The following is a 19,849-nucleotide window of genomic DNA, read 5'->3' as shown; positions in this document are numbered from 1 at the left end:
CATGAGCACTGAACGCATCGTCGTCATCGGCGGGGGACTGGCCGCCGCCACCGCCGTCGCCGAACTCCGCAACAACGGCTTCGCCGGCTCGATCACCCTCCTGACCGCGGAGCAGCACCTGCCCTACGAGCGGCCGCCGCTCTCCAAAGCCGTCCTGCTCGGCGACAAGGAGCCGGAGTCGGCCATCGTCCACGACCGCGCCTGGTACGACGAGCACCAGGTCGACGTGCGACTCGGCGCGAGGGTCGAGTCGATCAACCGCGACGCGCACCAGGTGCTCACCGGTGCGGAGTCGTTCACCTACGACCGCCTGCTGATCGCCACCGGAGCGCGCGTGCGCACCTTCGCCCTCGCCGACGACAGTGGTGCCCCCGTGAGCTATCTGCGGACCATCGACGATGCGGTGGAGTTGCGATCGCACTTCCGGCCGGGCCTGCGCCTGGGTGTGGTCGGCGGCGGCTGGATCGGGCTCGAAGTGGCCTCGGCAGCCCGCAACTCCGGCGCGGAGGTCACCGTCATCGAGATGGCCGACCTGCCGCTGCTGGGCGTGCTCGGCCCCGAGGTGGCAGCAGTCTTCGCGGACCTGCACCGCGAGCATGGCGTCACGCTGCTCACCGGTGCCGAGATCAGCGCCATCACCGCCGACGGCGAGGAGGTTCGCGTGACCCTGGCTGACGGCGAGCACACCTTCGATCGCCTGATGGTCGGCGTCGGGGTCCAGCCGGACACCGACCTGGCCCAGGCGGCCGGCCTGGAGATCGACAACGGCATCCGCACCGATGACCACCTGCGCACCAGTGACCCGCTGATCTTCGCCGCCGGCGACGTCGCCAACGCCGACCACCCGGTGCTGGGGCGACCCCTGCGCGTCGAACACTGGGACACCGCGATCCAGCACGGCAAGGTGGCTGCCGCCAACCTGGCAGGTGGTGACGTCGCGGCCAGCGCCCTGCCGTACTTCTTCACCGACCAGTACGACTTCGGCATGGAGTACGTCGGCAACACCGCCAACGGGTACGACCGGGTCATCCTGCGCGGAGACGTGGCGGGCAGGAACTTCACCGCGTGGTGGTTGCAGGGCTCCGAGGTGGTCGCCGGCATGCACGCCAACGACTGGGACGCGATCGACGACGTACGCCGCATCGTGGGCAGCACGGTCGACCCCGACCGGCTCGCCGACGAGAAGGTCGCGCTCTCCGACGTCTGAGCACGTGTACATCTGCGACAGGTCGGCGTGAGTCACGTGTACATCTGCGACAGGTCGGCGTGAGTCAGGTGTACATCTGCGACAGGTCAGCGCAGGTGGTCGAGGATCCAGGCATGCACCTCGGCCTCGTAGTCCAGGTGCCCGAAACGTCCGGACGGCCCCACATGGGAGCCGGCGCCGAGCTCACAGCGGAAGGCACACCGCGGCGACCACGCGGGGTCACTGGCCCGCAACGCCGCCACCCACTTCGCCGGTTCCTGCACCATGACGCGAGGGTCGTGCACCGCGCCGGTGACGAGCAGGTCCGGGCGTGACCCTGCCGGCGGGAGGTTGTCGTAGGGGGAGTAGGCCAGCATCCAGTCGAAGTCGGCCCGGCGCCGCGGATCACCCCACTCGTCCCACTCGTTGACCGTCAGCGGGATCGTGGCGTCGAACATCGTGGTCACCACGTCGACGAACGGCACCTCGGCCACGATCGCCTTCCAGCGATCCGGGCGCTGGCTGAACGCGACACCCTGGAGGAGACCGCCAGCACTGAGTCCCCGCCCCACGATCCGGTCCCCATCGACCAGGCCTGCCGCGGCCAGCCCGTCGGCGACGGCGGCGAAGTCGGTGAAGGTGTTCTGCTTGGCACCCAGGCGCCCGTCGAGCCACCAACGCCGCCCTCCCTCACCGCCGCCCCGGACGTGGGCGTGGACGAACACGACCCCCCGGTCGAGCAGGCACGGCAGCGAGGGGTCCCAGTCCGGCTCGAAGGTGTACTCGTAGGCGCCGTAGCCGTAGAGCAGGGCCGGCGCCGAGCCGTCCAGGGCCGTGTCCTGGTGGCGGATGACGGTGGCGGGGACCAGCGTCCCGTCCGGAGAGGGGAAGTGCCGGGTCTCGCAGACGTAGTCCGTGGACAGGTGCCCCGGAGCCTCCTCCCGGTGCTGCTCAACAGGGGTGCCGGAGACCAGGTCGACGTCGCTCCACACCCGGGGCTCCACGTAGGACTGGTCACACACCGTCACCGCGGTGGCGTCGTACCAGGTGTTGCGGGCCAACCGGACGGCGCCGGTGGGGAACCGGCTGACGAGGTCGCGGCCGGAGCCACCGAGGTCGTCCAGGGGCAGGATCCGCAGCGTGTGCACGCCGCCGGTGCGCAGGCTCAGGACGGCGTACCCGTCGAAGGCGTCCGCACGTTCGAGCCGCTCGGCCGGGTCCTCGGCACGGACCTCGCTCCAGTGTGAGGCGTCCTGGTCGCCGGTCGGCACAGCGGTCTGCATCAGCCGGAACTCCACGGCGTCGTCGTTCGTGACCAGCAACAGCGGGCCGGAGCGCACGTGCTCCGCGCGGTAGACGACCCCCGGGCGACGTCCGCCGATCGAGACCGGGGCGGACAGGGGTGCGCGCGCGTCGAGGTACCAGCTCTCGCCGGTGTCGCGGCTCTCGCTCAGCAGCACGATGGCCTCGCCGCTGCGGGTCAGGCGCACGTTGAGGTCGAAGCGCTCGTCGGGCTCCTCGAGCACCATGACGTCGTCGCCGACCGGCGTGCCGAGGCGGTGTCGCCAGATCTCGCAGGGCCGGTAGGCCTGGTCGTGAACGGTGTAGAAGAAGTACGCCGAGTCCGCACTCCAGGCGCCGCCGTAGTAGCTGCGCGGGATCGACTCGGGCAGGTCCACACCCGTGGTCAGGTCGCGGAACCTCAGCTCGAACACCTCGTCCCCGGCGCGGTCCACGGAGTAGGCCAGCAGGTTCTCGTCGGGGCTGACCAAGGTGAGGCCGAGATCCAGGTAGCCGCTGTCGTCCGCGAGGCTGCCCACGTCGAGAAGCACCTCCTCAGCACTGCTGTTTTCGTTGTGATCTGAGCCTGCGCCTTCGAAAACTGCTGTCGGGGCTTCTAAATCGTTACGTATTTCCCGGGACAACCGGGCGTAGTCACTTCCGGTGGGGTGGCTTGTGTAGTAGTAAAAACGGTGACGGGCCCATCTGGCCGACCGGGCGGTGGCTGGCACCCGCAATTTGCTTTCGGACCGCAGTGTCGAAACGAGGGATTCCAGATGCGCGCAGGACGACTCATACCAGGCACGCTCCGCGGCAAGGTGCGCCAGCAGTTCGGGCGTCTCCTCCCGCATCCAGAACCACGGGTCGTCGCGGACGACCCCGTGCTGGGTGTGCGTGTGGGGCGATCGCGGTGCGAGCGGCGGGCCGGAAGGACGACTGGCGGGGGGAGTGGACGTCACGGCGGTCAAGGTACTCCCACCAGGCTCGCAGCGGCAGTGGCTCTGTTCGCGACCGTGCTGATCCCGGGCCTGGCGCTGCAGCCGGCCGCCCAGGCAACCGCACCCGCGGACGGTGACGTGACCTTCACCGTCGCCCTGCTCAACAGCCCCGACTCGCTCAACCCGTTCCTCGGGTTCGAGGCCGAGTCCTACGAGATGTGGGCGCTGACCTACGACTACATGATCACCTACTCGATGCAGGACATCTCCCCGCAGCCCGGGTTGGCCACGAAGTGGACGACCTCGGACGACGGGCTGACCTGGACCTTCGACATCCGCTCCGGGGTGAGCTTCTCCGACGGCGAGCCGCTCACGGCCAAGGACATCGCCTACACCTACAACCGGGTGATGAGCGGGAGCGCGGAGGGTTACACCTGGGGCTCCTATCTCAAGGGCGTGACCGAGGTCAGCGCCCCGGACGACACCCACGTGGTGCTGACCCTGAAGAGGCCCAACGCGGTGCTCCCGCTGTTGCCGATCCCGATCATCCCCGAGCACGTGTGGAAGAACATCAGTGAGAAGGCCGTCAAGGCCTACGCGGCGGAGCCCAAGAACGGCGAGCCCGTGGTCGGGTCCGGCCCCTTCCGGATGGTGGAGGGCACGGCCGGCGGCTCGACGTTCAAGTTCGAGGCCAACCCCGACTACTGGGGCGGGACGCCGCACATCGACCACCTGGTCTTCCGGGTGTTCCAGAGCGAGGACCCCGCGGTCCAGGCGCTGATCAAGGGTGAGGTCGACTTCGTCGAGGGCATCTCGGCGGTGCAGGTCAAGGCACTCCAGGGCAGGGACGGCATCACCGCCATCAACGGCGACTCACCCGGCTTCGACCAGATCGCCTTCAACACCGGCTCGGTGGACACCAAGACCGGCAAGCCGATCGGCGACCCGAACCCGGCCGTGCTGGACCCCAAGTTCCGCCATGCCCTCGGCTACACGCTCGATCTCGACCAGCTGATCAGCAAGGTCTACCAGGGCGCCGGCCAGGCCGGCACCACGGTCATCCCGCCGGCCTACAGCGACTGGCGCTGGGACCCGCCCTCCGACGTGGCGTTCAGCTACGACCCCGACAAGGCCGGCCAGCTCCTCGATGAGGCGGGCTACAAGATGGGAGCCGACGGGTTCCGGACCATGCCCGACGGGAGCCCGATCGGCACGATCCGGCTGGCGGCCCGCAGCGAGTCGCCGACGTCACTGGACACGATGGACTTCGTGAAGGAGTGGTTCGGCGACGTCGGCATCAAGGCCAAGGTCGAGAACTTCGAGTCGAGCAAGCTGAGCGGGGTCATCCTCGACGGGGACTACGACATCTTCCAGTGGGGGTGGTACGTCGAACCCGACCCCGACTCGATCCTCAGCTACTTCACCACCGGCCAGCACGGCGGGCTGTCGGACTCCTGGTACACCAATCCCGAGTACGACACGCTCTATGAGCAGCAGCACGTCGAGATGGACCACGACAAGCGCGTGGACATCGTGAAGCAGATGCAGGAGATCCTCTACGAGGACTCGCCCTACCTGGTCACCGCCTACAACACCATCGGTGAGGCCGTGCGCAGCGACCGGTTCGCCTGCCTGCAGCCGCAGCCGGACCCGGGCGGGATCTGGCTCATCCAGTACGGCATCCACAACTACCTCAGCGTGCGTCCCGCAGCCGATGCGGGCGACTGCGACAACGTCGAGAGCTCCTCCCAGGCCACCGACGCTGCGGATGACAAGGGGATCAGCAGCGGCTTCCTCATCGGCGCCGGGGTCGTGGCCGTCCTCGCGGTCGTCGGTGGAGGCATCGTGATGATGCGGCGACGCTCGAGCGTGGGCGACCGCGAATGACCCTGCAGGCAGCCACGGAGGCCGCCGCCGCACCCAAGTCCAGATCGAAGGGGTACGGCGGCTACCTGCTGCGCAAGCTCGGAGGTGCGCTGGGCAGCTTGGTCTTCATGTTGATCGTCAACTTCTTCCTGTTCCGGATCCTGCCCGGTGACCCGGCGAAGACGTTGGGTCGCGGGCGGCTCACGACGCCCGAACAGGTCGAGGCGTTCAACAAGACCTACGGGTTGGAGCAGCCACTGCCGCAGCAGTTCCTGACGTTCCTGCACAACACGTTCACCGGCAAGCTGGGCATCTCCATCACCTACCCCGGCCACGAGGTGTCCCAGCTGATCGCCGACCGGATGTGGCCGACCCTGCTGCTGGTGGGCACCTCGACGATCCTGGCGGCGGTCATCGGCGTGTGGCTCGGCGTGCGGGGGGCCTGGAACCGGGGGAGCACGTTCGACAAGACCTCCACCGGCTTCTCGCTCACCCTTTACGCCATGCCCGAGTGGTGGTTGGGCATGCTGCTGATCGTGGCGCTGGCCGTGGGGATCGGGCCGATGCCGGGGCTGTTCCCCACCGGGGGCCTGCACTCCACGGATGTGGATCCCAGCTCGCTGAAGGGGGTGCTGGACACGGCCTGGCACCTGACCCTGCCGGTGCTCACCCTGACCCTGGCCTACCTGGCCGAATACGCGCTGATCATGCGCAGCTCCCTGCTCGACGAGCTCGGTGAGGACTACCTGATGACGGCACGGGCCAAGGGACTGCGCGACATCTCGGTGCGCAACCGGCACGCCGTTCGCAACGCCCTGCTGCCGACCACGACCGTGGCGGCGCTCAGCCTCGGCTTCGTGGTGTCGGGGGCGGTCACGATCGAGACCGTCTTCTCGATCCCGGGCCTCGGGCTGCTGGGTGTCGAGGCCCTCAAGGGTCCGGACTTCTGGCTGCTGCAGGGCACCTTCCTGGTGGCCTCGATCGGTGTCATCGTGGCCAACCTCGGGGCCAACCTGCTCTACGGCTGGCTCGATCCGCGGGTGCGCACATGAGTGCCGGGGAGCTGGACCGCACCCGGACGGTGACGCCGGGCCAGCTGGCTCGTCAGCGGCGCCGGGAGTCCTGGGCGCGCGGCTGGCGACTGTTCCGGGCCAATCGGTCCGGACTGGTGGGGCTGGTCGTCCTCGGGATCTTCGTGCTGCTCGCGCTCTTCGCCCCGTTGCTGGCCAGTGCCGACGGGCTCGAGGTCACCAAGGCCACCGGCGGGGTGCTGGAGCCGCCGTCCTCGCAGTACTGGCTCGGCACCGACGACAACGGCCGCTCGGTGCTGACCCTGCTCATCTGGGGTTCGCGGATCTCGTTGTTCGTGGGCCTGTCCGCCACGCTGATCTCGATGGTGATCGGGACCCTGATCGGGCTGACCTCCGGGTTCTTCAGCGGCTGGGCCGGAGCGCTGCTGTTCCGCCTGACCGAGTGGTTCCTGATCATCCCGTTCCTGCCGCTGGCGATCGTGCTGGCCAGTGTGCTGGGGCCCTCGCTGTGGAACATCTCGTTCGTCATCGGAGTCACCTCCTGGCCGGGCACGGCACTGCTGATCCGCAGCCAGACGCTGTCCATCCGCGAGCGCGCCTACCTCGAACGAGCCAAGGTCCTGGGGGCCGGGCGCTGGCACCAGATCCGCAAGCACATCCTGCCCAACGTGATGCCGATGATCTTCGCGAACACCACGCTGACCGTGGCGATCGCCATCCTGTCGGAGACCACGCTCAGCTTCCTCGGCCTCGGCGACCCGAGCCGCATCTCGTGGGGCACGATGCTCGACGACGCCTACACCGTCGGAGCCATCACCACCGGCTCCTGGTGGTTCCTCATCCCGCCAGGGGTGTGCGTGGTCCTCGTGGTGCTGGCGTTCACGATGATCGGCCAAGCCCTCGAAGAGGTCCTCAACCCGCGGCTGAAGGGGCGATGATGACCGAGCTCCTACGCCTGGACGACCTGTCGGTCACCTACGCGACCGAGGGCGGTGCGGTGCCCGCCGTCCGCGAGATCGACCTGGTGGTCGACCGCGGCGAGATCGTCGGGCTCGCCGGTGAGTCCGGCTGTGGCAAGTCGACGCTGGCCAGCACGATCCTGCGGCTCCAGCCCGCCTCGGCGACCGTCACCGGTCAGGTGCTGTTCGAGGGCAACGACGTACAGACGATGCGGTGGGGCGACCTGCGGGCACTGCGGTGGGCAGGGGCCTCCATCGTGTTCCAAGGGGCGCTGCACTCGCTCAACCCGGTGCAGCGCATCGGTGCGCAGATCGCAGAACCGATCCGGGTGCACAGCTCGGAGGTCTCCGAGCGCCAGATCGAGACCCGGGTGGGCGACCTGCTGGAACAGGTGGGCCTGCCTGCGGCACGCGCGAAGGCCTACCCGCACCAGCTCTCCGGTGGGATGCGCCAGCGCGTGATGATCGCGATGGCGCTGGCCTGCGAACCGCGGCTGGTGATCGCCGACGAGCCGACCACGGCCCTGGACGTCATGGTCCAGGCCCAGGTGCTCGGCGTCCTGTCCGATCTCGTGCACGACCTCGGGGTCGGGATGCTCCTGATCAGTCACGACCTGTCGGTGCTTGCCGACCTGTGCGACCGGATCGTGGTGATGTACGGCGGCCGCGTGGTGGAGCAGGGGCCCTCGAAGCACGTGTTCGCCGCCGCCCTGCACCCCTACGCGGCGGCCCTGTCGGCGTCGTTCCCCCGGGTGGGTGACCCGGCTGCCCGCTACGCCCCCTCCGGCTTGGCCGGTGACCCTCCAGATCCGGCCAGGCTGCCGCCAGGGTGTGCCTTCGCTCCGCGATGTTCGCGGGTCAAGGACGAGTGCACCACGGCCGTGCCGGAGCTGCGCAGCTTTCCCGACTACCGCGAGGCCGCCTGCATCCGGGTGGGACGACCATGACCCGCACATCGGGGGTGCTCGAGACCAAGGGGCTGGCCGTCCAGTTCACCACCCGCTCCGGCCAGGTGGCACGAGCCCTGGACGGCGCCGACCTGAGGGTCGGTGCCGGCGAGGTGGTCGCTCTGGTGGGGGAGTCGGGGTCGGGCAAGACCACCCTGGCCCGCACGCTGATGGGGCTCGAACGCCCCACCAGTGGCGAGGTCTGGTACGGCGGGGAACCGCTGGACTACTCCGGGGCCGGGCTCAAGGCCTTCCGCCGTCGGGTGCAGATGGTGCTCCAGGACCCTGCTGGCGCGCTCAACCCACGCCACACCGTCTACGAGTCGGTGGCCGAGGGCCTGCGGCTGCACGGGGTCAGCGGCTCGGAGACCGAGCTTGTGGCGGCAGCCCTGTCGTCGGCCGGTCTCAGGCCTCCCGAGGCCCTGTTCCTGCGCTATCCCCACGAGCTCTCCGGCGGTCAGCGCCAACGGGTGCTGATCGCGGGCGCGCTCGCCCTCGAACCCGACCTGCTCATCGCCGACGAGCCCGTCTCCAGCCTGGACGCCTCGATCCGCGGCGAGATCCTGGCCCTGCTGCTGCGCCTGCGCCAGGAGTTGGGCCTGGGTGTCCTGGTGGTGACCCACGACCTCGGCCTGGCCTGGAACATCGCCGACCGGATCGCGGTGATGTACCTGGGCCGGATCGTCGAGGCCGGACCCACCGAGCAGGTGCTGATGGACCCGCGCCACCCTTACACGCAGGCCCTGCTCTCGGTGGTCCCCGAGATCGAACGGCTCACGCCGGTGGTCCTGCACGGTGAGATCCCCGACCCGACCAAGATCCCGTCAGGCTGTCGTTTCCACCCCCGCTGCCCGGCCCTGGCCGACGGCTCGGCCGCAGCCGACGGGGTGGCGGACGCCTGCCTCAACGTCGGTCTGGAGATCCTTCCGGCCGACCCGCACGGACACCATGTCGCCTGCCACCTCGCCGCCCTCCGGATGCCGGGGGCGAGCGCCATTCCACGGACGGGGTCACTGTGAGCGACCTGCAGGCGGCCCTGCCGCGGGAGATGTACGTCGACGACGCGGCCTGGGAGCGGGAGCGCGACCGGGTCCTGATGCACGAGTGGACCTGCGTGGGCAGGCGCGACGACCTCGGGCTGAACGCGCCCGGCCGCGTGGCGGTCGTCGAGGTGCTCGGGGAGTCGGTGATCCTGACCAGCGACGAGTCCGGGCTGCTGCACGCGGCGTACAACGTCTGCCGCCACCGCGGGTCCCAGCTGTTCCCGACCGAGCCGGGCGCGGCGCCGTACTGCGGGCCTGCCGGTGCCCTGCGCTGTCCCTATCACTCGTGGACCTACTCCCTGGCCGGCAAGTTGCTCAAGGCGCCCCACACCGGCGGCGTGGACCCGGACGCGTTCTCCCTGCACCCGGTGGGCGCCGACACCTGGGCGGGCTTCGTGTTCGTCCACCTGAGCCCGGCGTCGGCCGGGCCGCTTGCCGACGCGGTGGCCAGGCCGGCCGTCACGCTGGCCAACTACGCGATGGGGGACCTGGTCACCGGGCAGGTGCTCACCTATGACGTGGCGGCCAACTACAAGGTGATCGCGGAGAACTACAACGAGTGCTACCACTGCGGCCCCGTGCACCCGGAGCTCGTGCGCCTGGTGCCCGCATTCGGCGGCGGTGGCACCGGCATCGACTGGGAGGGCGGCGTCCCGCACCGCGAGGGGGCGTGGACGTTCACCATGTCGGGCACCACGTCGCGGGCACCACTGCCCGGCCTCGACGAGACCGAGCGCACCCGCCACAAGGGCGAGCTGCTCTATCCCAACCTCATGCTGTCGGCGGCAGCCGACCACGTCGCGGCCTTCGTCCTGGAGCCCCGCGGGGTGGCGAGCACCCGCATCCACTGTCTGCTGCTCTTCGCCGCCGACGAGGTGGCCGCCGCCGACTTCGACCCCTCGGACGCAGGGGACTTCTGGGACCTGGTCAACAAGCAGGACTGGGCGATCTGCGAGTCGGTCCAACGGGGGATGAGCTCGCGTGCCTACACCCATGGATGGTTCGCACCCATGGAGGACGACAGTGCCGACATCCGGCGCTGGCTGCTGCCGCGACTCGAGGAGCGCTCGTGACCCAGGACTTCGACGTCATCGTGATCGGGCTGGGCGCCCTGGGCAGTGCCACCGCCTGGGAGCTGGCCGGCCGCGGCAAGCGGGTGCTCGGCCTCGAGCGGTTCGAGCTGGGCCACAGCAACGGTGCCAGCCACGACACCAGCCGGATCCTGCGGCACAGCTATCACACTCCCGCCTACGTGCGTCTGACCCAGCAGGCCTACGACGACTGGGCGCGACTCGAGGCGGCCAGCAGGCAGGACCTGGTCACCGTCGTGGGCGGCCTCGACCTGTTCCCCCGGGACGCGGCGATCCCGATGATCGACTACACCACCAGTCTCGATGACGTGGGCATCGACTACGAGGTGCTCGACGCGGCTGCGATCGGCAGGCGCTGGCCCCAGTTCGCCCTCGACTCCGACACCGTCGGTCTCTTCCAGGGGCGCAGTGCGATCGTGCCGGCCGCCCGCGGGACCAGGGCCATGCAGGACCTGGCACGAGGGCACGGCGCGACCCTGCTGGAGCGCCACCAGGTCACCGCGCTGGAGTCCCTTGGCGACACAGGGGTGCGCGTCTCCTGCGCGACCGACTCCTGGGTCGTGCCCCAGGTAGTGGTCTGCGCCGATGCCTGGACCAACCAGGTGCTGGCCGGCGTGGGCGTGCAGCTGCCCCTCGAGGTGACGCTGGAGCAGGCGACGTACTTCCGACCGGTCTCCCCCGAGCGGTTCGCCCCGGCAGTCCTACCGCTGTGGATCTGGATGGACGACCCGTCGTTCTACGGCTTCCCGACCTATGGGGAGGACACCATCAAGGCGGCCCAGGACTGCGGTGGGCCGGTGGTCGACCCTGACCGGCGTACCGCTGAGGTGGACGCCGACCGGCTGGCGCTCCTTGCCGGGCACGTCAACGCGATGCTCCCAGGTTCCGGCGACCCGGTCCGCTCGCTGCGCTGCCAGTACACCCTCACCCCGGACCGCGACTTCGTGCTCGACACGGTGCCCGGCTTCGAGGGCTCCCTGTTCGTCGGCCTCGGTGCCGGGCACGGCTTCAAGTTCGCGCCGACCTTCGGCCGGCTGTTGGCTGATCTGGTGCTCACGGGGGAGGCCGGAGCCGACGTCTCCGCGTTCGGGATGGACCGGCCCGGGCTGACCGATCCCGACTACGACGCGCACTGGCTGGTCTGAGCGGCGCGGCCACCCTCGAATCTGCGCAGGTGGGGTGGGGGAGATATCTTCTCGGTGACATGAGTGACATGAGCAACGTGGACGCCGCCGCGACCACTGCCGACGGCGAGAACAGCCGCTGGCTGATCCGCCTGTGGCTCCTGGCGGTCACCTTCCTCCTGGTGGCGCTGGCGGTGTCCGATCAGGTGGGGGTGCCGCTCAGGGACCCCGCCGGGGTCGTGTTCCGCAACCGGGTGGCGATCTCGGTGCTGCTCTTCGCTGGCCTGTGCCTGGTCGACTGGCTGGTGCGCCGGCGCACCCGCACCGGCCGCGAGATCGCCCTGGCCCTGGGTGGCCTCCTGGCCTACCACGTGGTCTACGCCGCCTACCGCAACCTGAAGAGCTGGACCGCGTTCAGGACCGATCGCGACGACTTCCTGGCACGGGTGGACGACCGGCTGTTCTTCGGCCACGACCCCGCCGCACTCCTGCACGACCTGCTGCACACCTTCATCGGCGAGCAGGTCGTGGCGCAGGGGTTGGCCTACCTCTACGAGTCCTTCGCCAGCCTGGTCGCCGTCGCCGTGGTCGCCTCGGTGGTGTTCGCGCCGCGCGTGCGTGACGGCTTCGTGTTCATCGCCTCGGCCATGTGGCTGTGGGTGCTGGGCATCTGCTCCTACTACCTGATCCCGTCCCTCGGCCCGTTCGCCACCGCGCCGGCGCAGTTCGCACTGCTGCCGCACACCATCATCACCGCCAAGCAGGACACCCTGCTCGCGGACCGGGCCGCGCTGCTGGCCGATCCGGGCGCGGCGGACGGCTTCGCGGCCATCTCGGCCTTCGCCAGCCTGCACGTTGCCTTCACCTTCCTGATCCTCATGACCGTGCGTCGGCACGGCCGCCGTTGGGCGACGGCTCTGATGTCGGTGGTCTTCGCGGGCACCGTGCTGGCCACCATCTACTTCGGGTGGCACTTCGTGATCGACGACGTCGTGGGCATCGTGCTGGCCCTGGCAGCGCTGAAGCTCGGTGAGAAGACGATCCATCCGCGCACTCTGCGGATCGATTGATCCGGGCGGGCGAGGGGCACCGGTGATCGCAGGCAGGTACGACCTCCAGCACGAGATCGGTCGCGGTGGCATGGGCGTGGTCTGGCTCGCCCGCGACGAGCTCCTGGGCCGGTCAGTGGCCATCAAGAGGATCGCCACGGGTGCGGCCAGCGACCCCTCCACCCGACGCGCCCAGCGGGAGGCCCGTCTCGCCGCCACCCTCAACCATCCCCATGTGGTCTCGGTCCTGGACCTGGTGATCGAGGGTGACGAGCAGTGGCTGGTCATGGAGTACGTCGACGGGGTCACCCTGACCGAGCTGGTGCGCCGACACGGACCGCTGAGCCCCGACGGTGCGGCGGCGATCTTCGCCCGGGTCGCCGATGCCTTGGCCGCAGCCCACGCGCAGCAGATCGTGCACCGGGACGTGAAGCCCTCCAACATCCTGGTCGGTGCCGACGGACTGGTGAAGCTCAGTGACTTCGGCATCGCCCGCTCGACCGGTGACGAGTCCCTGACACAGACCGGGATGCTGATCGGCTCGCCGGCGTACCTCGCGCCCGAGGTGGCCACGGGATCGGTCGCGACCGCGGCCAGCGACGTCTGGTCGCTCGGGGCCGCGCTGTACCTGGCCCTGACAGGTTCCCCTGCCTACGAGTCCGACGGACACGTGCTGGCCACCCTGCACCGGATCGTCAACGACCCGCCCCCACGCCCACCGCAGGCCGGGTGGCTGGCTCCGCTGCTCGAAGGCGCGATGACGGTCGATCCGACGGCCCGCTGGCCGATGTCACGGGTCCGCGAGTTCCTGGCGACCGGGCCGGCCGGTGCGCTCCCCGAGACGACCCAAGAACTCCCCGCGCCTGTTGAACCGCCCCGGCGTCGCACGCCTCTGCTGGCCCTGGCGGGCACCCTCGCGGTGCTCCTGGCCGCGCTGGGGGTGTGGGCACTGGTGGGCGACGGAGATGGCAGCGACCCCGGGGTGAACAGCCCCTCGGGCTCCTCGTCGTCCTCGACCTCCGCCACGCCGGGCGCCCGGGCCACCGCCGCGGGCATGCAGGACTTCGTGAGGACGTACGTGGCCACGGCGACCACCGACCAGCAGGCCTCGTGGCAGATGCTGACGCCCTCGTTCCAGGACGAGAGCGGCAACTTCGGGCAGTACCAGAAGGGCTGGCGGAGCCGACCGGTCGCCGAGGTCAGCAACATCGTCGCCGATCCGGAGACCCTCACCGTGCGCTACGACGTCACCTACCGCGACGCCCAGGGCAACAAGCTCTTCGACGACAGCCCGACGCTCCAACTGGTGCTGCGCGACGGCACCTACCTGATCGACGGCGAAGTGTGACGCCTCGGCCTCCGGCTCACCGGGCGATGGTCTCGGTCCAGCTGCGCCGGCTGATCTCCGTGCCGTCCCGGGTGGCGAGCACCTCGATCGACACCTCGTAGCCGTCCACGGTGATGGCCAGGTCCATCACTGACCGCACCTGCAGCACCACGCCGGGCCAGGTCAGGTCGAAGGTCGTGTCCGCGTGCAGCCCCTGCTCGTGCGAGCGGCGCTCCACCCACACCGATCCCTGGTAGTCCTCGCGGGCGGTCCCGCCATAGGGCGTGTCGTAGGCCGACACCGATCCGGTGCGGGCGGTGGTCCGACGCGAGAGCACGTCGTGACGGATCTCCCACACGGCACCCTCGGGATTCTCCGACGAGGCCGCCGCTCCGGCTCCGAAACTCGGCGCAGGGAAGTCGCCGTGCAGCATCGGAAGCTCCAGCCTGGCCTCGTGAACGGTCAGGTTGACCGGTGCCGGCGGGGCGATCGTGTTCGGCCAGTCCGATCCGGCGACGCTCACGCGCAGCACCTGACCGGCGTCGTAGGCGTAGGCGCACGCGTCCAGGTCGAGGTCCACGTCGTAGACGGTGCCAGGGGTCAACGGCTGCGCCGCCGCGTGGACGTCGTCGCGGAAGGCCAGGTCGACCGTGCCGCGGCTGACCAGCGCCGAGGTGCCGTCCGCGTAGACATCCGAGAGCTTCACCGACAGCGAGGCCACCGGTGCGTCCACGCTCACCTTCAGGTGGGCGCGTGGGTGCCCGACGAACGCGCCCACCGGCGGCACCAGGTCCCAGGTCAGGGAGCGCGCCTCGTCCAGGCGCTGATCCCCCGACTGCCCCCACGGCAGGTGGCCCGCACAGTCGATCCAGGCCGCGGTGCCGACATCGGGCTCGACGTCCAGCGAGCGAGGCCCGGCCAGGTCGAGGGCGAGCGCGCCGGTGGGAGGCATCGAGGGCAGGCGCACCCAGTAGCCCTCATGCATCTCCAGGTCCGGCTCGGGCCGGGTGGAGGTGCGCACGAACACGTCGCACCCGTCCTCGTGCTCGCCGACGCCCCGCAACCAGTGGTCGAACCAGGCGGCCATCTCGGCGTCGAAGTCGATCCGCGGACCCGGCATCGCAGTGGACGGGTCCGCGTGGGCCCACGGACCGGCCAGGAGCCGGTGCGCGACGCCGTTCGCGGCCAGCTGCTCGATGGTCCGGAAGCTGTTGTTGCGATAGCCGTCCGCCCAGCCGGCCACCAGCAGGACGGGGATCTGGATCCGTTCGTAGCCGGCGCCTCCGGGTCCTTGACGCACCGACCCCGATCGCCAGTAGGCCGAGTCCCGGTTCTCGCGCAGCCAGGTCAGCACCCACGGTTCGAAGCTGTCGAGCCGGCGCTGCCACTCGGTGTCCCAGCCCTCGCCCCAGACAGCCGGCACCGGGGGCAGCACGCACATCGGCGTCATGTAGTGGTTGTAGTCGACCAGGTCGACCAGCTTCAGTGCCGCGCCCCTCCAGTGCACGTCGTCGGTCCAGCGGTCGTCACTGGAGTAGATCGCACAGACGGCCTTGAGGGCGGGGGGCTGTTCGCACGCGATCTGCAGTGAGTTGAAGCCTGAGTACGACGTCCCCCACATGCCCACCTGGCCGTCGCACCAGGGCTGGTCGGCCAGCCAGGAGATCACCTCGACGAGGTCACGTTGCTCCTCGGGCGGGTACTCGTCGGTCGCGTCGCCGGACGAGGAACCCGTGCCGCGCACGTCCAGCCGGCACACGGCGTACCCATAGGTGTCACGCAGGACCTCGTAGCCCTCGGCGTACGACGACGTCAGGTCGTCCTTGCGGTAGGGCAGGGCCTCCAGGAGGCACGGCTGGGGCTCGCTCGTGTCCGGGAGGTAGAGGGTGGCGGCGAGCTCCACCCCATCCGACATCGCGATCCTGGTCTCAACGGTGCTGCCACTCATGAGGGAAGTGTTGCAGTATTCGACCTGTGGCGAGTGTGATGACGGTCCTGGGTCCGATCGATGCTGGTGATCTCGGGGTGACGCTGCCGCACGAGCATGTGTTCCTCGACCTGACGCGGGAGTATCGGGGGGACGGCCTGCTCAACGATCCGGCGCTGGCCGCCCACGAGCTGACGCTGTACGCCGAGGCCGGCGGCCGGAGTGTCGTGGACGTCACCAGCGTGGGCCTCCGGCGCGATCCCGCGGCACTGCGCAGCATGGCCACCCGCACCGGCCTCAACATCGTGATGGGGTGCGGTTTCTACCGGCGCGCCTACTTCCCGCCGGAGGTCGACGAGTGGTCCACCGATGCCGTGGCCGACCGGATCGTGCGCGACATCGAGGAGGGCGTGGACGGGGTGCGGGCCGGGATCATCGGCGAGATCGGCTGCGACCGGGTGATGACGGCGCTCGAGGAGCGCTCCTTCCGGGCCGCAGCCCGAGCCCACCACCGCACCGGGTTGACCATCACCACCCACGCGGCCCGCTGGCCGGTCGGGCTGCCCCAGCTCGACCTGCTCATGGAGGAGGGCGTCGACCCTCGCCGGGTCGTCGTCGGGCACTGCGACATGGTGCCGGACCACGACTACCACCTGGCCCTGGCCAGGCGGGGTGCCTTCGTGCAGTTCGACACCGTGCAGGGGGAGAGCGAGTACGACACCCGCTGTCGCCTGGACTGGATCAAGAGCATGGCCGACGAGGGGTTCCTGGACCGCCTGTTGCTCAGCCAGGACGTCTGCCTGCGCTCCAACTACGCAACGTTCGGGGGGCCTGGCTATGCCTACGTGGTCACCACGTTCGCCGACCGGCTGCGCGCCGAAGGCTTCGAGGACTCCGACCTCGAGCAGCTCCTGGTCACGAACCCGCGTCGGATGCTCACCGGGGACTAGCGGGGCGGCCGTACTTCGCCAGGGCGGCCAGCAACAGGCCGTGCTCGAGTGCGTACGCCGTGGTGCCGCCCCGTCCGGTCATGGTGTCGGCAGCGAGGATCGAGTTGAGGATCGCCTCCTCGGTGGCCTCGATGACGGCATCGAACAGCGGTGTCATCGCGGAGTTGCTCATCGTCTGCACGCTGGCCACGTCAGGGGCGTGTGCTACGAGCAGGCCCATGCCCCGGTTGGCCGTCGAGAAGGCCAGGAACAGGTCACCGCTGCTGTTCTCCCCGACGCCACCCATCCGGGCGATCCCGAGGGAGGATCGCTGTGCCAGGCGACGGCACTGCAAGGGCAGCAGTGGGGCATCGGTGGCGACGATCCCGATGATGGAGCCGGCCCCAGGGGCGGCCCGGGGCGCGGGTCCGACCCCTGGGATGACGTCGGTGCCGATCTCGAGACCGACCGGGACCCCGTTGACGCTGAACCGCTCCCGACGTCCGTAGTTGGCCTGCACCAGCACTCCGACCGTCCACCGACCCACCGTGCGTGAGGAGGTGCCGATCCCTGCCTTGAACTCGTGGCAGGTCATCCCGGTGCCGCCACCGACGGCGCCCTCCTCGACGCGGCCACCTCGGGCCGAGGTGTAGGCGGCCCGGGCGTGCTCGCCCGTGACGTGGAAGCCGTCGACGTCGTTGAGCTCACCGTCCCAGGTCTCCGCGACCACCGGCAGCGCCCAGGTCTCGACGCCGGGCGAGATCTCGGCGAGCTCCAGGGCCACCAGGGCATCGCGCACGACGCCGACGCTGTGGGTGTTGGTCAGGCCGATGGGGGAGTGCAGCAGGCCCGCTTCCTCGAGCCACGGCAGGCCGGTCATCTCGCCGTTGCCGTTGAGGCGGTGGTGGGCCGCATAGACCGGGTCGGCGGCCACGTGGTCGGCCGGCACCACCACCGTGACCCCGGTCCGGATGTCGTCGCCCTCGACCAGGGTGGTGTGGCCGACCCGCACCCCGGCCACGTCGGTGATGGCGTTGTGCTCCCCGGTGGGCAGAGTGCCGATCGTGATCCCGAGCTCTCGTGCCCTCATCGGAGGATCCTTCGTGCCAGGTCGAGGTGGAACCGCACCGACAGCAGCAGGTCATCGATGTGCACCCGCTCGTTGGCGTTGTGGAAACCCGCCGCGATGACGTCGCTCGGCGTACTCAGGAAGGGTGAGAAGCCGTACGCCGCGGTGCCGGCGGCGGCGCGCAGGTAGACCGAGTCGGTGAAGCCGGTCCCGAGGCTGGGCAGCACCTCGGCGTCGACCTGCTCGGCTTCGAGGAAGGCGGAGATGGCGTCGAGGATCGGTCCCTGCGCCGGTGAGGAGCTTCCGGCGATGAGGTGTTCGGGCCAGGTGAGCTCGTAGTCGATGCCCTCGCCGAGGCGCTCGCGCACCGCGCGCTCGACGTCGGCCTCGGTGGTGCCCGGCAGCAGTCGGCAGTCGAGCTCGACCCAGGCCCGGCTCGGCATCACGTTGCGCTTGCTGGAGCCGCCGACCATGGTCGGCGCCATCGTGATGCCGACGAGCGCGGGCAGGTAGTGACGCAGTTCGGGGTGGAGGCTTCCGGCCTGGTCGAGGGCCGCCTGGAGATCGTCGCCAGGGCCGCCGATCAGGACGGTCAGCATGTGGTCGACGAGCTCGGATCGCTGCGGCTTCGGCATGCCCTTGCCGATGCGTCGCAGCACCTCGCCGAGCAGCGGGACGGCGTTGTTGCCGACGCTCGGGGTGGATCCGTGCCCGGCCTCACCGGTGGCGGTCACCCGGGCCGGGTAGGTGCCCTTCTCACCCACGCCCACGCTGATCATCGATCGGCCGTCGACGAGATCGAGCTTCTCGCCGCCGCCCTCGTTGATGCTGAGGTCAGGGCGGATGTCGGGGCGCACCTCGAGCAGCCAGCGCATGCCGACGTCGGCCATCCCGTCCTCCTCGTCGGCCACGGCGAGGAACCAGAGGTCACCCTCGGGCTGCCAACCCGAACGCGCCAGCTCCTTGAGGGCGACCGCGCGGGCGGCGACCTCGTTCTTCATGTCGATGGCACCGCGACCGTGCAACCAGCCACCGTCGTCGATGACGGCACCGAAGGGCGGGTGCGTCCAGTCACGGGCGTCGACCGGAACCACGTCGGTGTGCCCGACGAAGGCCAGGCTCGGGGCGTCTCCCGTGCCGGGGATCCGGGCCACGAGATTGGCCCGGTGGGGTTCACGGGCCACCAGTTCGCAGTCGATCCCGGCGTCCTCGAGGTAGTCGCGCAGATGAACGGCCACGGAGGTCTCGTCGCCCCGGTGCTCGCTGCCGCGACCGCCGTCGGCATTGGAGGTGTCCAGTCGGATCAGGTCCTGGGTGAGCTCGACGACTTCGCGGTGCAGTCCATCCATGGGGCGACGCTATCGCTTCCAGCGTCGGGCTACGGTCGAGCCATGGGTAACTTCGCCGGTGTCATCCTCGTCGACGCACGCGGTCGCCTGCTGCTGCAGGAACGCGATGAGCACCCGGCGATCGATCCGGACAGGTGGGGGCTGGTCGGCGGCCATGTCGACCCGGGGGAGGACTTCGAGCCGGCCGCCTATCGCGAGCTGGCCGAGGAGACCGAGATCGTCGCCCCACCAGGATCCTTGGAGTTCTGGAAGGAGTTCCCGGTCTGGCACGAGGTCTACGCGAGCCTGGACCGGATGGCGGTGTACGCGGCCGCCACTGATGTCCCCCAGGACCAGGTGGTCTGCCACGAGGGCCGCCAGATCGTGTTCGTCGCGCCGGACGTGGCGCGGGGCCTCGACCTGACCACGGCGGCGGCGGCGATCGTCCCGGAGTTCCTCGACTCCGAGCTGTACCGGCGGCTGGCGCATTAGGGTCATCTCGTGCCCGCCCACGGCTTCGACTACGAGATCGCCCCGAGTGGTGAGGTCGTCATCACCCACCATGGACGCCGGGCCACCACCCTGCGCGGGGAGCGGGCGGCCGAGTTCCTCGCCGAGGTCGAGGACGACCCCCAGGGCGTGATGGCGCGTTGGACCGGCAACTACAAGCGCGGCAACGAACGCACGGCCCGGCAACATCCGCGCAACCAGGGTCGCTGAGCAGCGCCGAGCGCCGTACTGGGGGGCCTTGACC

At 69.9% G+C, this 19,849-nt stretch carries 17 protein-coding genes; 13 read left to right on the top strand and 4 right to left on the bottom strand.

The genetic code is table 11. The features are described from left to right. The first annotated feature begins 1 nt into the window (after position 1). Positions 2–1,207, top strand: a complete 1,206-nt coding sequence (locus AB7I40_RS18315) for an NAD(P)/FAD-dependent oxidoreductase (protein ID WP_428344575.1) — start codon at positions 2–4, stop codon at positions 1,205–1,207. Positions 1,208–1,293: 86 nt separating this feature from the next. Here the strand turns inward: AB7I40_RS18315 and AB7I40_RS18310 are convergent, their stop codons facing one another. Next, a complete protein-coding gene (locus AB7I40_RS18310) occupies positions 1,294–3,426 on the bottom strand; it encodes a prolyl oligopeptidase family serine peptidase (protein WP_428344574.1) in 2,133 nt (710 codons plus the stop codon). A 36-nt stretch (positions 3,427–3,462) separates the two neighbouring features. Here AB7I40_RS18310 and AB7I40_RS18305 point away from each other — a divergent pair, with 36 nt between their 5' ends. From AB7I40_RS18305 to AB7I40_RS18265, 9 genes are read left to right on the top strand one after another with little or no spacing between them, the layout of a single operon-like run. Next, a complete protein-coding gene (locus tag AB7I40_RS18305) occupies positions 3,463–5,292 on the top strand; it encodes an ABC transporter substrate-binding protein (protein ID WP_428344573.1) in 1,830 nt (609 codons plus the stop codon). Continuing rightward, a complete protein-coding gene (locus AB7I40_RS18300; RefSeq protein ID WP_428344572.1) occupies positions 5,289–6,323 on the top strand; it encodes an ABC transporter permease in 1,035 nt (344 codons plus the stop codon). The genes AB7I40_RS18305 and AB7I40_RS18300 overlap by 4 nt, the downstream gene beginning before the upstream one ends. After that, positions 6,320–7,240, top strand: coding sequence for an ABC transporter permease (locus AB7I40_RS18295; RefSeq protein ID WP_428344571.1), 921 nt, complete (start codon positions 6,320–6,322; stop codon positions 7,238–7,240). Before AB7I40_RS18300 ends, AB7I40_RS18295 begins: the two co-directional genes overlap by 4 nt. Next, positions 7,240–8,208 carry an ABC transporter ATP-binding protein gene (locus AB7I40_RS18290; RefSeq protein WP_428344570.1) on the top strand — a complete coding sequence of 323 codons (969 nt, stop codon included), beginning with the start codon at positions 7,240–7,242 and terminating at the stop codon, positions 8,206–8,208. Before AB7I40_RS18295 ends, AB7I40_RS18290 begins: the two co-directional genes overlap by 1 nt. Continuing rightward, positions 8,205–9,227 carry an ABC transporter ATP-binding protein gene (locus tag AB7I40_RS18285; protein ID WP_428344569.1) on the top strand — a complete coding sequence of 341 codons (1,023 nt, stop codon included), beginning with the start codon at positions 8,205–8,207 and terminating at the stop codon, positions 9,225–9,227. The genes AB7I40_RS18290 and AB7I40_RS18285 overlap by 4 nt, the downstream gene beginning before the upstream one ends. Then, positions 9,224–10,324 carry an aromatic ring-hydroxylating oxygenase subunit alpha gene (locus tag AB7I40_RS18280; RefSeq protein ID WP_428344568.1) on the top strand — a complete coding sequence of 367 codons (1,101 nt, stop codon included), beginning with the start codon at positions 9,224–9,226 and terminating at the stop codon, positions 10,322–10,324. The genes AB7I40_RS18285 and AB7I40_RS18280 overlap by 4 nt, the downstream gene beginning before the upstream one ends. Beyond that, complete coding sequence (gene solA / locus AB7I40_RS18275; RefSeq protein ID WP_428344567.1) at positions 10,321–11,487, top strand: N-methyl-L-tryptophan oxidase; 1,167 nt, start codon at positions 10,321–10,323, stop codon at positions 11,485–11,487. The genes AB7I40_RS18280 and solA overlap by 4 nt, the downstream gene beginning before the upstream one ends. Before the next feature lie 59 nt (positions 11,488–11,546). After that, on the top strand, positions 11,547–12,536 hold the full coding sequence (locus AB7I40_RS18270) for a phosphatase PAP2 family protein (protein WP_428344566.1): 990 nt from the start codon (positions 11,547–11,549) through the stop codon (positions 12,534–12,536). 22 nt (positions 12,537–12,558) lie between these two features. After that, positions 12,559–13,863, top strand: a complete 1,305-nt coding sequence (locus AB7I40_RS18265; protein ID WP_428344565.1) for a serine/threonine-protein kinase — start codon at positions 12,559–12,561, stop codon at positions 13,861–13,863. Between the two features lie 16 nt (positions 13,864–13,879). Here the strand turns inward: AB7I40_RS18265 and AB7I40_RS18260 are convergent, their stop codons facing one another. Continuing rightward, complete coding sequence (locus AB7I40_RS18260; RefSeq protein WP_428344564.1) at positions 13,880–15,790, bottom strand: CocE/NonD family hydrolase; 1,911 nt, start codon at positions 15,788–15,790, stop codon at positions 13,880–13,882. 26 nt (positions 15,791–15,816) lie between these two features. Between AB7I40_RS18260 and AB7I40_RS18255 the strand changes: the two genes are divergently transcribed. Beyond that, positions 15,817–16,719: a phosphotriesterase family protein gene (locus AB7I40_RS18255; protein WP_428344563.1), complete on the top strand. Its 903-nt coding sequence runs from the start codon at positions 15,817–15,819 to the stop codon at positions 16,717–16,719. Here AB7I40_RS18255 and AB7I40_RS18250 read toward each other — a convergent pair. Then, positions 16,706–17,788: a P1 family peptidase gene (locus AB7I40_RS18250; RefSeq protein WP_428344562.1), complete on the bottom strand. Its 1,083-nt coding sequence runs from the start codon at positions 17,786–17,788 to the stop codon at positions 16,706–16,708. The two genes, AB7I40_RS18255 and AB7I40_RS18250, sit on opposite strands and share 14 nt — an antisense overlap. Further along, positions 17,785–19,116: a M20/M25/M40 family metallo-hydrolase gene (locus tag AB7I40_RS18245; protein ID WP_428344561.1), complete on the bottom strand. Its 1,332-nt coding sequence runs from the start codon at positions 19,114–19,116 to the stop codon at positions 17,785–17,787. The genes AB7I40_RS18250 and AB7I40_RS18245 overlap by 4 nt, the downstream gene beginning before the upstream one ends. A gap of 42 nt (positions 19,117–19,158) precedes the next feature. Between AB7I40_RS18245 and AB7I40_RS18240 the strand changes: the two genes are divergently transcribed. Continuing rightward, entirely contained in the window at positions 19,159–19,587 is a 429-nt protein-coding gene (locus tag AB7I40_RS18240) for an NUDIX domain-containing protein (protein WP_428344560.1), read from the top strand. A 9-nt stretch (positions 19,588–19,596) separates the two neighbouring features. Beyond that, a complete protein-coding gene (locus tag AB7I40_RS18235) occupies positions 19,597–19,815 on the top strand; it encodes a hypothetical protein (RefSeq protein WP_428344559.1) in 219 nt (72 codons plus the stop codon). Positions 19,816–19,849: the final 34 nt, after the last annotated feature.

This window comes from Nocardioides sp., assembly GCF_050246775.1.
Lineage (GTDB): Bacteria > Actinomycetota > Actinomycetes > Propionibacteriales > Nocardioidaceae > Nocardioides.
The sequence above is the reverse complement of the archived record's forward strand: the minus strand, read 5'-3'. Positions and strand labels throughout refer to the sequence as shown.